This is a genomic window from uncultured Oscillibacter sp. (assembly GCF_910587525.1).
Classification (GTDB): Bacteria; Bacillota; Clostridia; order Oscillospirales; family Oscillospiraceae; genus Oscillibacter.
On record NZ_CAJULS010000001.1, the window covers coordinates 50,302 to 63,381 of the forward strand.

Genomic DNA, 13,080 nt, shown 5'->3' on the forward strand with positions numbered 1-13,080 from the left:
TGTCCCGTAATATAGGCATCAGGCGCACGGGAGGGAGGTGGCGGCAGGAAACATGACAAAAGAGCAGTTTTCGGAGTTGGTATCCCAGTACGAACGGCTGGTCTATACCGTCTGCTTTCAGTTGGTGCGGGACGCCTCCGCTGCCGAGGACCTGACCCAGGAGACATTCCTCTCTGCCTGGCTCCACCGGGGTTCCCTCCCCCAGGGCTATGAGCGGCAGTGGCTGGGACGCATCGCCGCCAACAAGGCCAAGGACCACCTGCAAAGCGCCTGGTCCCGTCACAGCGTGCTTCCGGGGGACGGGGCCATGCCCCCGGGCCTGGCCCCGCCCGCCGAGGAAATCGCCCTGCAAAAGACCGGAGCGGCCTCCATTGCGGCAGAAATCGAAGCCCTCAAGGAGCCTTACCGGCCGGTGTGCCGCCTGTGCCTGCTGGAGGAGAAGTCCCCGGAGGAGGCGGCCCTGGCCCTGGGCAGGCCGGTAAAGACAGTACATACACAGCTCTCCCGGGGCAAACGGCTGCTGCGGGAGCGATTGGAAAGGAGCGGAGGATATGGAACGGTTTCGCGCTGACGGACATCTGACAAACGAGGCGCTGGCGGCCCTGGTCCGGGACGATGGCCTGGACGAACTGGGCCGCCTGGAGATCGCGGAGCACCTGTCCTTCTGCGATCTGTGCCTCCAGCGGTACACGGACGCCTTGGCCGGCACGGTGCTGCTGGAGCCGGAGCGGTCCTGCCAGAAGACCCTCTGGGTCCGCGTCAGAACGCGGACCCTCCGGCTGGTGACCAGCCGGTACGCCACGGCCGCCGCCGCCGTGGCCCTGGCGCTGACCCTGCTGTGGAGCGGCCAGGAGATTCAGCTCTCCCGTCCCGCCCTGCCGGAGACCCGCTCCGCCGCGGAGCGGCTCCACACCTGGCCGGAGCGCTGGAACGACGCCCTCAGCGAGACGCTGTCGGGCGTGACGGACTTCTTTGACGGCCTGAGGCCGGGAAACAACTCTCGAGGAGGGATTTCATCATGAGACTGATCCGAGGCATTTTATTCTTTATCTTCTCCTGCGTCCCCGGGTGCGGGCAGATGCACCAGGGACTTATGAAGCGGGGCATCTCCCAGACCATTGTGTTCTGCGGCGTGCTGGCCATTGCCATCTTCCTGGAGATCGGAACTCTGGCGGTATTCCTGCTGCCGCTGTGGCTTTACTCCTTTTTTGACAGCTACAACCTCCGCCGCCAGCGGATGGAGGGCACGGAGGACGAGGACGCCTACCTCTTCGGCATGTCGGACCTGGACGCCCAGCGCCTCTCGGAGCTCCTGGCCAAGCGGCACAGCGTCATCGGCTGGGCGCTGGTGCTGGTGGGCCTGTATGTGCTGTATAACACCGTGGTCCAGCAGTTCATGCGGGGGATTTGGAATCTGTTCCCCTGGCTGGACTGGCTGTATGACCTGCTGGTGTGGGACGCCCCCCGCATCGCGGTGACACTGCTGATCATTGCCCTGGGCATGTGGTTCATCCGGGGGCCCAAGCGGACGGCCCCGGATGACATCCCCGTCTTCACCCCCGGCCCGGAGGCTGAGGGTCCGGCCTATCAGCCGGAGTTCTTCCAGGAGGCTCCCCACGCGCCGGACGTCCCCGGCGGCGGGCCGGAAACAGAAGAGGAGGACGCCCATGGAAACGGCTGAGCAGGCGGTGCAGACCGCAGTTCCCCGGCAGCGCCGGGTGGGCACCTTCACCCTGGGGATCGTATTGGTCATTGCCGGCGCGGGGATGCTGGCGTCCATGTTCTGGCCCCAGTTCCAGCCGGAGTGGCTGCTGAAAGCCTCCCCCTGCATTCTGATTCTCCTGGGAATCGAGACGCTGCTCTCCGCCCGGGGCGGCGGACGGGTGAAATACGACTGGCTGGGGATGTTCCTCTGCTTCATCCTCACCGGGGCGGCGCTGTGTATGTACTGTGCGGCCTGGTGGGTCGTCAACGGGAATTCCCTCGTCAGCGCCTCCCGCTGGGCCAACGAATACCTTTACGAGATGACCTACGACCGGTTGGACGGCGCAGACTCCCACACCATGCGCCTGGAGGCGGGGGACACGCTCCAGTGCCAAATCTACACCTATTACGGCCGGTTGGAGGTGGAGATCAGCGACGAGGACGGGAACACCCTCTGCGAGGGCAATGCCCTGGAGGGGAACCACACGATTGAGATCCCCAGAACCGGGGACTACACCATTTTGGTCTGGGGCCGCCATGCCGGCGGGGGATTTTCCTTCGTCCGCGCCGTTGCCGGGGAGGTCCCGCCGGCGGAGGAGGCGCCGCCGGAGACCGAGCGTTACTCGGAAATCGAGACCGTTCCCCAAGAGGACGGCTGAACCATCTGGCATCCGCCGGAACGACACTTGTTTCCGGCGGATGCCGTTTTCATCTGAGAAAGGAGCGCTTGAAAATGGAACAGCATCCCTTTTCAACAGCAGAAACCCTCTCCCACGCAGCCATCTATTTTTTGCTGTTTCTGGCCGGGGACCTCTCCAGCAGCCTGATCTTTGACGGGCTCTTCTCCGTCATCACATTTCAAAGCTGGGAGTGGTATGTCATTCTCCGAATGACCGGGTGTCTGCTGGTCACGTGGGGCTTTTTCCGGCTCTATACGGAAAAGCGCCTCCATTTGAAAATGGAAGACTTTGGAATCACCTTTCGGATCCCGGTGTGGAGCGCCGTCCTGTCCCTCCTGCTCCCCGCCTTTGCAGCCGCCGCCTTTTGGACGGTGGGAACGGCGGAGGCAAACGCCTTTTCCCCCGGTGAACTGCTTCTGACCACGGCCACCTCCGCGGCCATGGCCCTGAAAGCCGGCATTCTGGAGGAGATGCTGTTCCGAGGCTTTATCATGCGGCTGCTTGAGCGCCGCTGGAACCGGTCTGCTGCGATTCTGGTCCCGTCGCTGCTGTTCAGCCTGGCCCACATCCCCTCCATGGAGGTCTTCACCGCCGGGGGCCTTGCGCTGCTGGCTGTCAGCGGTACGCTGGTGGGGGTCATGTTCTCCCTGGCCGCCTGCCGGGGAAACTCCATCGGCGGCAGCGCCCTCATGCATGCCGTGTGGAATTTTGTCATGGCGACCAACATTCTGCACATCACAACGGCGGAGGGCGCCTACGGCAGCCCGCTGTTTCAAATCACGCTCCCGCTGGACAACATCCTGCTGACCGGGGCGGGATTCGGCGCGGAAGCCTCTCTCATCGCCATCGCCGGATACGCCCTTGTCTGCCTGGTCCTCCTCTTTCCAAAGGGGCGGACGGCTCTCTTCCGGCCTGCCTCCGAATAACCCCGCCGCAAGCGGCGGCACAGCCCCGGCCGGATCGGCCGGGGCTTTTTCCGACCTGCCAGACTCCGTCCATTTCCCCGCTCTATTTTTCTTTCCAAATCCGCCCGAATGTGGTATACTTGTCCGGGAAAATTTTTGTATGAAGGGGGAATCTCCATCATGGCGGCTATCGGCTTTGACAACGAATTATATCTCACCACCCAGTCGGAGCAGATCAAAAAACGGATTGCCCAGTTCGGCGGCAAACTGTACCTGGAGTTTGGCGGCAAGCTCTTTGACGACTACCACGCTTCCCGGGTGCTGCCCGGCTTCGCGCCGGACAGCAAAATCCGGATGCTCCAGCAGCTGCGGGACGATGTGGAGATCGTCATCGCCATCAACGCGGCGGACATTGAGAAAAACAAGATCCGGGGGGACCTGGGCATCGCCTACGACGACGATGTGCTGCGTCTCATTGATATCTTCCGGGGCATGGACCTGTATGTGGGCAGCGTGGTGCTGAACCGCTACAACGGCCAGACCGCCGCCGACGCCTTTTTGAAGCGGCTGACCGCCCTGGGCATCCGGTGCTGCCGCCACTACCCTATCGCGGGCTATCCCTCCGACGTGCCCCATATCGTCAGCGACGACGGCCTTGGAAAAAACGACTACATCGAGACTACACACTCCCTGGTGGTGGTCACGGCCCCGGGCCCCGGCAGCGGCAAGATGGCCACCTGCCTCAGCCAGCTCTACCATGACCACAAACGGGGCATCACCGCCGGATACGCCAAGTTTGAGACCTTCCCCATCTGGAACCTGCCGCTGAGGCACCCGGTGAATCTGGCCTACGAGGCCGCCACAGCAGACCTGAACGACGTGAACATGATCGACCCCTTCCACCTGGAGGCCTACGGTGAGACCGCCGTGAACTACAACCGGGACGTGGAGATCTTCCCGGTGCTCAACGCCATCTTCGAGAAAATTCAAGGCGCCTCCCCCTACAAATCCCCCACGGACATGGGGGTAAACATGGCGGGAAACTGCATCGTGGACGACGGGGTATGCCGGGAGGCCTCCCGGCAGGAGATTCTCCGCCGCTACTACACCGCCTGTGTGGAGAAAATCCAGGGAAAGGCCGGGGACGAGCCGGTGCGGAAACTGGAGCTGGTGATGAACCAGGCCGGCGTCACGCCGGAAATCTGTCCCGCTGTGTCCGCCGCCCTTTTGAAGGCCGAGGCCACCGGGGCCCCTGCCGGGGCCATGGTCCTGCCGGATGGCCGGGTGGTGACAGGCAAAACCTCCGAAACATTGGGCGCGGCCTCCGCCCTGCTGCTGAACGCCCTGAAGGCCCTGGGGAACATCGACCACCACTTTGAGCTGATCTCCGCCCAGGTCCTGGAGCCGGTGTGCCGCCTGAAGACCGGATATCTGGGCCATAAGAACCCCCGCCTTCACACCGACGAGGTGCTGCTGGCCCTGACCATCTCCGCTCTGACCAACCCCCTGGCGGACCTGGCCCAGCAGCAGATGCCAAAGCTCCGGGGCTGCGACGCCCACTTCTCCGTCATTCTCAGCGACGAGGACGAGCGGCTGCTGCGGCAGCTGGGCATCAACGTCAGCTTTGAGCCCAAGTACGAGACGAAGAAGCTGTACCACAAGTAAAGAGGTATCTTATGGAAACGAAATTGCTCTGCGCCTCTAGTTACGGACTGCTCAGCCTATACCGCAGCAGGCTGATGGGGCTGGCCTGCTGTTCCATGCCTATGAGCTGAAATTTGGCCTCCTCCCGCTGGATGCCTTTAAGGCCGCCGGTTTTGCGGGGGTGGACGTCTTCTTTCTGCTATCGGGCATGGGGCTGTATGTCTCTCTTTCACAGGCAAACAAGGCGGGGGCTATTGTCCGCATACTACGCACGCCCGGCTGTTCGGATCCTGCCGTCCTACTGGCTTGTGGTGGGAACCTATAGCCTGTGGCTGCGCCTCTGCGGCCGTATCTCCCTGAAAACGGCGGCGTGGAGCATGTCCGCGCTGTACTATTGGTTTCACATCCCTGGCTCGTTTAACTGGTATGTGCCTGCCCTGCTGGCCTTTTATCTGCTCTCGCCCCTCTTTTTCCGGATGTTCCGCCGCAGCGGTCATCCGCTGGCGCTGGTGTTGGCGGCTTTCCCTGTGTCCTATGGGCTGTACCGCCTGTCCATTGCTCTGGAGCTGAACTATATGGAGGACTTTCTCTACCGGATTCCCACCTTTTCCCTGGGGGCTTTGCCGGGCGCTGTCTGACGGAGGACCGCCCCCTTGACCGGCGGCATGAGGCAGTCTGGGCCCTTCTCGCGGTCTGCGGAGCGCTCCTTTGGGTGCTGGTATCCGCCGGGGCTTTTACATCAACTTTTGCTACATCGCCATCTCCATGCTCATGCCGGGGTGTCTGCTGCTGAGTTGGCTGCTGGACGGCCTCCGCATTGAGGGACCGCACCGCTTTCTGCGCCTGCTGGGGAAAAACAGTCTGGAGATCTATCTTTTGAACGTAGTGTTCACCCGGGAATTTGACACTCTGGCCCCGCTTTTGGACCACGGTCCGCGGTGCCTCTTCTTCTCCCTCTCCTGCTGGACGCTGAATATCCTGCTGGGACTGGCGCTGCACCGGGGCATAGAGGCGGCAAAGGCCCGGCTGAGTTGCCGCCGGGAGGCGGCGCGCCGCTGAATGGAGGAGCTGTACCGGAAAACCATGCGCAGAGACCCGGATGGGGAGAATTTTTTGTAGACTTTTTTGTGGGGCTGGATACCCCGTCCGATGTCCGCGGCAGTACACTGGACAAGCTGGCGGAGACCACCCACAGCTTTTGGAATTGATTGGAATGGAAAGGAACACTTTATGGACCCGATTATTTTACAAATTGCACGGGAATTGGACAAGCGGCCGGAGCATGTGGAAAACGTGGTGCGCCTCCTGGACGAGGGCAACACTATCCCCTTCATCGCCCGGTACCGCAAGGAGCTCCACGGCGCCATGGACGACACCGCCCTCCGGACCCTGGAGGAACGGCTCCAGTACCTCCGGGGCCTCCAGGAACGGCGGGAGACGGTGAAATTCGCCATCGAGGAGCAGGGCAAGCTGACGGAGGAGCTGGCCGCCGCCATCGACAGCGCCCAAACGCTGGCGGAGGTGGAGGACCTGTACCGCCCCTACAAGCAAAAGCGCCGCACCCGGGCCACGATGGCGAAGGAGAAGGGCCTGGAGCCGTTGGCAGAGCTCCTCTTCGCCCAGGGGCCGGACTGCCCGGACCCGCTGGAGGAAGCGGCGAAGTACGTCGACCTGGAAAAGGGCGTGGAGACAGCGGAGGACGCCCTTCAAGGGGCATCCGACATTATCGCCGAGCAGATTTCCGACGACGCGGAGCTGCGCAAGCGGCTGCGGGAGCTGCTGATGAAAAACGGGATCCTCCGCAGCGCCGCCGCCACAGAGGAGGACAGCGTCTATCGCCTGTACTATGACTTTTCCCAGGCCCTCTCCAGGCTCCAGGGCCACCAGATCCTGGCCGTCAACCGGGGAGAGAAGGAGGAACTGCTGAAGGTCTCCATCGAACTGGACCGGGAGCTGGCCCTGCGGACCGTCCGCCGCCATGTGGTGGTCCCCGGCAGCCGGGCCATGGAATTTGTGAAGGCCGCCGCCGAAGACGCCTACGACCGTCTGATCTTTCCCTCCCTGGAGCGGGAGGCCCGCTCTGAGCTGACCGACCGGGCCAACGAGGGGGCCATCGGCCAGTTTGCCCTGAACCTGCGTCCCCTCCTGATGCAGCCGCCGGTGAAAGGCAAGGTCACCATGGGCCTGGACCCCGGGTACCGCATGGGCTGCAAGGTGGCCGTGGTGGACGGCACCGGCAAGGTACTGGACACCGCCGTGGTCTACCCCACCTACAATGAGCGGAAGAAGGACGAGGCCATTGCCACCCTGGCAAAACTCATCAAAAAGCACGGTGTGGAGCACATCGCCATCGGCAACGGCACCGCCAGCCGGGAGACGGAACAGATGGCGGTGGAACTGATCCGGCAGGTGAACGCCGCCGGAGCCCATGTCTCCTATATGATTGTCTCCGAGGCCGGGGCTTCCGTGTACTCCGCCAGCAAGCTGGCGGCGGAGGAGTTCCCCCAGTTCGACGTGAACCTCCGCTCTGCCGTGTCCATCGCCCGGCGGCTCCAGGACCCCCTGGCGGAGCTGGTGAAAATCGACCCCAAGGCCATCGGCGTGGGACAGTACCAGCACGATATGCCCCCCAAGCGGCTGGGGGAGGCCCTGGACGGCGTGGTGGAGGACTGCGTCAACGCCGTGGGCGTGGACGTGAACACCGCCTCTCCCTCCCTCCTCCAGCGGGTGGCAGGACTGAACAGCACAACCGCCAAAAACGTGGTGGCCTACCGGGAGGAAAACGGCCCCTTCACCGCCCGGAAGCAGATTTTAAAGGTCCCCAAGCTGGGACCCAAGGCCTTCCAGCAGTGCGCCGGCTTCCTGCGGGTGCCGGAGAGCAAATCCGTGCTGGACAACACCGCCGTCCACCCGGAGAGCTACGGCGCCGCCGAGAAGCTGCTGTCCCTGACGGGCCACTCTCTGTCGGACGTGGGCGGCGGGAACCTGCGGGACCTGCCCGCCCAGGTGAAATCCTACGGCGAGGAAAGGGCCGCGGCGGAGTGCGGCGTGGGCGTACCCACCCTGCGGGACGTGGTTGGCGAGCTGATGAAGCCGGGCCGGGACATCCGGGACGACCTGCCTCAGCCCATCCTCCGCACCGACGTGCTGGAGATCAAGGACCTGAAGCCCGGCATGGTGCTGACGGGCACCGTGCGCAACGTCATCGACTTCGGCGTCTTTGTGGACATCGGCGTCCACCAGGACGGGCTGGTCCACATCTCCCAAGTGGCGGACAAATTTGTCAAACATCCCTCCGAGGCCGTGTCCGTAGGGGACGTGGTGAAGGTAGTGGTGCTGGAGGTGGATGAAAAAAAGAAGCGGATCAGCCTCTCCATGCGCCAGGTCCCCAAGGGCTAATGGCCTCAAATGAGGCCTGCCTCCCAACCAGCACATAAGCTAAAGCAATATTGAATATTATCATTTCGCGCTTTACTTATAGGAGAAACCCCGCTATAATAGGGAAGGTTGAGCGCGCATTTTTACAATAGGTCAACCTCTATAATCATAATCATATTGGCAATCTAAAAAAACCGGGAGGCTTTTCAAAATGTCAAATTGCGCCATTGTAGGCATCAACTGGGGCGACGAGGGCAAGGGCCGCATGGTGGACCTGCTGACCCAGGACTACGACGTGGTGGTCCGCTACCAGGGCGGCGGCAACGCCGGACACACGGTGATGAACGAAAAAGGCAAATTCGCCCTGCACCTGCTGCCCTCCGGCATTTTCCGGGACGGTGTCGTGAACATCCTGGGCAACGGTGTGGCCGTGGACTGCGAGAGCCTCTGGACGGAGATGCAGGACGTGGTGTCCAAGGGCGTGCCCATCACCCCGGAGAATCTGAAAATCAGTGACCGGGCCAGCCTGCTGCTGCCCTGGCACCGTGATCTGGACAACCTGGAGGAGCAGCGCCTGGCGGACAAGAAGTACGGCTCCACCAAGCAGGGCATCGCCCCCTTTTACTCCGACAAATACCAGAAGAAGACCGTCATGGCCGGGGAGCTGCTGTACCCGGCGAAGCTCTGGGAACACCTGGAGGGCATTCTAGAGTGGAAGAACCTGACGTTGGAAAAGGTCTACGGCGCAAAGCCCTATACCATGGAAGACCTGCGGAGCTGGTTCGCGGACTTTGGCGAAAAGATCAAGCCCTTCGTCTGCGACACCGGCGCGTTTTTGCGCGGCGCCCAGGCGGAGGGGAAGAAAATTCTCTTTGAGGCCCAGCTGGGCTCCCTGCGGGATCTCGACTACGGCATCTACCCTTACACCACCTCCTCCAACCCCATCGCCGCCTACGCCCCGGTGGGCTCCGGCCTGCCCTCCGCCAAAATCGATGAGATCGTGGGTGTGGTGAAGGCCTACTCCTCCTGTGTGGGCGAGGGTCCCTTCACCTGCGAGTGGTTCGGCGAAAAGGCGGAGAAGCTCCGGGAGGCGGGAAGCGAATACGGTGCCAAGACCGGCCGCCCCCGCCGGGTGGGCCCCATCGATCTGGTAGCCACCCGCTACGGCGTTCAGTGCCAGGGCGCCACCAACATCGCCCTGACCAAGCTGGACGTGCTGAGCTGTCTGGATGAGATCCCCATCTGCGCCCACTATGAGCTGTACGGTCAGGAGACGGACCAGTTCCCCTTCCCCGCCGTGCTGGCAGACGCAAGGCCGGTGGAGACCTCCATGCCCGGCTGGAAATGCGATATCTCCGGCGCACGGAAGTGGGAGGACCTGCCCCAGGCCGCCCGGGACTATGTGGAGTACGTGGAAAAGGAGATTGGCTGCCGCATTGGCTACGTGTCCGTGGGACCGGAGCGGGATGCCATTATCCTGCGATAAACGACTTGGGAGAAATCTATGGGACTGTTTGGTTTTGGGAAAAAGCAGCCAGAAAAAAAGGGGCTCAGCCAGGAGGAGACCGCCCGCCGGTGGAAAGACGCCTACCGGGCCAATCCCCAGGTGTACCAGAAAAACGGCGGTGACACCCTCCTTGGAAACTGCACCCTGACAGAGGATGTGGACACCCTGCTCCCCCTTCATCCCGGGAGCCAGTGGGCGGTGGACGGCAGACCCGTTCCAGACTGGATTCTCAGCCCGGTCAGCATCACCGAGCAGCGCATTCTGGGGCAGATGGAGTATCCGGAGGCCATGAAGCGGCTCCGGCCCTTCTCTCTGGCGGAATCAGAGGGCTGGATTTTGATTCGGGCCATGACCCACGCAGAACTGGACGGGCTGTTTGCGGGCCTTCCCCGGCAATTGATCTAGAGCCTGTTCTCAAATTGGAGGTTTTGATGATGAAAGACCGCTATGAATCCCCCCTGTCCTCCCGGTACGCGTCGGAATTTATGCTGAACCTCTTCTCCGCCGAAAAGCGCATTCAGACCTGGCGGCGGCTGTGGGTGGCCCTGGCCCGGGCAGAGCACAAGCTGGGCCTGCCTGTGACGGCGGACCAGGTGGCGGAGCTGGAGGCTCATATCTCCGACATTGACTTTGAAATGGCGGCCCAGAGGGAGAAGGAGGTCCGCCATGACGTCATGGCCCACGTCTATACCTACGGCAAGGCCGCTCCCTCCGCCGCCGGCATTATCCATCTGGGGGCAACCAGCTGCTATGTTACCGACAACGCGGACCTGATTCTCTACCGGGAGGGCCTGCGGTATCTCCGGGGAGAACTGGCCGCCGTGCTGGCGAACCTGGCTCAGTTTGCGGAGAAGTACAAGGCCACGCCCACTCTGGGCTACACCCACTACCAGCCCGCCCAGCTGGTAACCGTGGGCAAACGGGCCGCGCTGTGGATGCAGGATTTCCTCAGTGATCTGGAGGAGCTGGACTTTGTTCTGGAGAACCTGAAATTCCTGGGCTGCCGGGGCACCACCGGCACCGAGGCCAGCTTTATGGACCTCTTTGAGGGGGACGGTGAGAAAATCGACGAGATGAACCGGCAGATCGCCGGGGAATTCGGCTTTGACAAGTGCTTCCCCGTCTGCGGCCAAACCTATCCCCGGAAGGTGGACAGCCGCATCTTAAACTGCCTCTCCGCCATCGCCCAGAGCTGCTGCCGGATGGCCAACGACATCCGCCTGCTCCAGCACGACCGGCAGGTGGAGGAGCCCTTTGAGAAAAACCAGATCGGGTCCTCCGCCATGGCCTACAAGCGCAACCCCATGCGGTCCGAGCGCATCTGCTCTCTGAGCCGCTACCTCATGGCCGACGCCATGAACGCGCCTCTCACCGCCTCCGTCCAGTGGCTGGAGCGGACCCTGGACGACTCCGCCAACCGCCGGATCTCCATGCCGGAGGGCTTTCTCTGCGCCGACGCCATTCTGCGCCTCAGTCAGAACGTCACCGACGGTCTCCACGTCAATGAGAAGGTGGTGGACCGCACCGTGCGGGAGTACCTCCCCTTCATCGCCACGGAGAACCTGATGATGGAGGGGGTCAAGCGTGGCGGCGACCGGCAGGCGCTCCACGAGATCATCCGCACCTGCTCCATGGCCGCCACTGCCAAGATGAAAGAGGGCAAGCCCTGCGACCTGCTGCACCGGCTGGCTGCGGAGCAGGCTTTCGGCATGACAGGGGCGGAGATGGAGGCCGTGCTGGATCCGGCACTGTACACCGGCCGCTGCACAGAGCAGGTGGAGGTCTTTCTGGCCCGGGTACGGCCGCTTCTGGCAGACGCCTCCCTGGAAAAGCCGGAGATCAATCTGTAAATGCCCTTCGCGGCGGACTGCTGTTCTCAAATGAAGGACAGCTGTCCGCCGTTGGTTTATCCGTTTTCTCTGCAAAGTCGAATAAGGTTGCAGAAAATTGGTTCTGGATTTTGTCTGTTTTGACGTTGACAAACGCCCGTCTGCGGTGATACACTGCAAACATCAATTAAAAATTGTCAAGGCATTGATGGAGAAAAGTAACGCGGACGTTCCGGGCCAGTGAGCGGGGGATGGTGGAAACCCCGTACCAAAGAATCCGCGGGAAGAACACTCCGGAGCCGCAACCTGAACGCGGATTCATCCGCCAGTAAGCGCGACGGGTCGTGACCGTTACATCACGCGGGCTTGTTGGAGCCTTGAAGAGGTGGCGTCCCATTGGGAGGCAAATTAGGTGGCACCGCGGATAGCAGCTATTCGTCCTAAAATATTAGGATATAGCTGCGTTTTATTTTATCTAGGAGGTGCGCTTATGTGTACAATCATGGGATTTTCCCAGAAGACGCTGACCCGGCAGGAGATCGTCCCCTTCCTGGACCGCACGGCCTCCCGGGGCCCGGACATGAGTCAGATCGTCGAGACCCCCTCCGGCTGGCTCTGCTTCCAGCGGCTTTCCATTATGGGCCTCACGGAGGCGGGGATGCAGCCCTTCTCCCTGGACGGAGACTTTGTGGTCTGCAACGGCGAGATCTACGGTTTCCGGCCTCTGAAACGCCAACTGGCGGAAAAGGGCTACCAGTTCCAAAGCGGCAGCGACTGTGAGGTACTGCTCCCCCTGTTCCGTGAGTACGGTCTGGAAATGTTCTCCCGGCTGGACGCGGAGTTTGCCCTAGTGATCTACGACGCCTCTGCGGATTCCCTTATCGCCGCCCGGGACCCCATCGGCATCCGCCCCCTTTTCTTTGGGTACGACAGGACCGGGGCCATCGTCTTTGCCAGCGAGGCCAAGAACCTGGTGGGCCTGTGCGATGAAATCTGCCCCTTCCCTCCGGGGCACTACTACGCCCGCGGCAGGTTCGTCCGCTATGCTGACCTGACTGCGGTCCGCTCCTATTGCAAAGACGATCTGGAGACGGTGTGCCGGGGCATTCGGGACCGGCTGATCGCCGCCGTGGACAAACGGCTGGACGCCGACGCCCCGGTGGGCTTCCTTCTCTCCGGCGGGCTGGACTCCTCGCTGGTGTGCGCCATCAGCTCCATCGTGCTGGGGAAGAAGATCCGCACCTTTGCCATCGGGATGGACACCGACGCCATCGATCTGAAATACGCCCGGGAGACCGCCGATTTTATCGGCGCCGACCACACGGAGGTCATCATGACCCGGCAGGAGGTGCTGGATTCTCTGGACGGCCTCATCGCGCTGCTGGGCACCTGGGACATCACCACCATCCGGGCCAGCATGGGGATGTACCTCT

General features: G+C 62.3%; 13 protein-coding genes and 1 other annotated feature. All 13 genes read left to right on the top strand.

The genetic code is table 11. The annotated features are described in order from the left end of the window. The first annotated feature begins 52 nt into the window (after positions 1–52). Complete coding sequence (locus tag QZ326_RS00235) at positions 53–571, top strand: RNA polymerase sigma factor (RefSeq protein ID WP_295739896.1); 519 nt, start codon at positions 53–55, stop codon at positions 569–571. Beyond that, on the top strand, positions 552–1,022 hold the full coding sequence (locus QZ326_RS00240; protein ID WP_295739899.1) for a hypothetical protein: 471 nt from the start codon (positions 552–554) through the stop codon (positions 1,020–1,022). Before QZ326_RS00235 ends, QZ326_RS00240 begins: the two co-directional genes overlap by 20 nt. Next, on the top strand, positions 1,019–1,681 hold the full coding sequence (locus QZ326_RS00245; protein ID WP_295739902.1) for a hypothetical protein: 663 nt from the start codon (positions 1,019–1,021) through the stop codon (positions 1,679–1,681). The genes QZ326_RS00240 and QZ326_RS00245 overlap by 4 nt, the downstream gene beginning before the upstream one ends. Next, the gene (locus QZ326_RS00250) at positions 1,668–2,363 is read left to right on the top strand and encodes a hypothetical protein (RefSeq protein ID WP_295739905.1); all 696 of its coding nucleotides are present in this window, start codon (positions 1,668–1,670) and stop codon (positions 2,361–2,363) included. Before QZ326_RS00245 ends, QZ326_RS00250 begins: the two co-directional genes overlap by 14 nt. Before the next feature lie 74 nt (positions 2,364–2,437). Further along, entirely contained in the window at positions 2,438–3,310 is an 873-nt protein-coding gene (locus QZ326_RS00255; protein WP_295739908.1) for a CPBP family intramembrane glutamic endopeptidase, read from the top strand. A gap of 159 nt (positions 3,311–3,469) precedes the next feature. Further along, positions 3,470–4,954, top strand: coding sequence for a DUF1846 domain-containing protein (locus QZ326_RS00260; RefSeq protein ID WP_295739931.1), 1,485 nt, complete (start codon positions 3,470–3,472; stop codon positions 4,952–4,954). 233 nt (positions 4,955–5,187) lie between these two features. Continuing rightward, on the top strand, positions 5,188–5,571 hold the full coding sequence (locus QZ326_RS00265) for a hypothetical protein (protein ID WP_295739911.1): 384 nt from the start codon (positions 5,188–5,190) through the stop codon (positions 5,569–5,571). 70 nt (positions 5,572–5,641) lie between these two features. Further along, positions 5,642–5,992, top strand: coding sequence for a hypothetical protein (locus QZ326_RS00270; RefSeq protein WP_295739914.1), 351 nt, complete (start codon positions 5,642–5,644; stop codon positions 5,990–5,992). Positions 5,993–6,163: 171 nt separating this feature from the next. Further along, entirely contained in the window at positions 6,164–8,332 is a 2,169-nt protein-coding gene (locus QZ326_RS00275) for a Tex family protein (RefSeq protein WP_295739917.1), read from the top strand. Positions 8,333–8,522: 190 nt separating this feature from the next. Beyond that, positions 8,523–9,797, top strand: a complete 1,275-nt coding sequence (locus QZ326_RS00280) for an adenylosuccinate synthase (protein ID WP_295739921.1) — start codon at positions 8,523–8,525, stop codon at positions 9,795–9,797. Positions 9,798–9,815: 18 nt separating this feature from the next. Then, the gene (locus QZ326_RS00285) at positions 9,816–10,223 is read left to right on the top strand and encodes a hypothetical protein (protein ID WP_295739923.1); all 408 of its coding nucleotides are present in this window, start codon (positions 9,816–9,818) and stop codon (positions 10,221–10,223) included. A gap of 29 nt (positions 10,224–10,252) precedes the next feature. Continuing rightward, positions 10,253–11,668: an adenylosuccinate lyase gene (gene purB / locus QZ326_RS00290; protein ID WP_295739934.1), complete on the top strand. Its 1,416-nt coding sequence runs from the start codon at positions 10,253–10,255 to the stop codon at positions 11,666–11,668. A gap of 175 nt (positions 11,669–11,843) precedes the next feature. Next, positions 11,844–12,093 (top strand) — a binding site (T-box leader). 44 nt (positions 12,094–12,137) lie between these two features. After that, on the top strand, positions 12,138–13,080 hold a 943-nt coding region (locus QZ326_RS00295; protein WP_295739926.1), incomplete at its 3' end, for an asparagine synthase-related protein.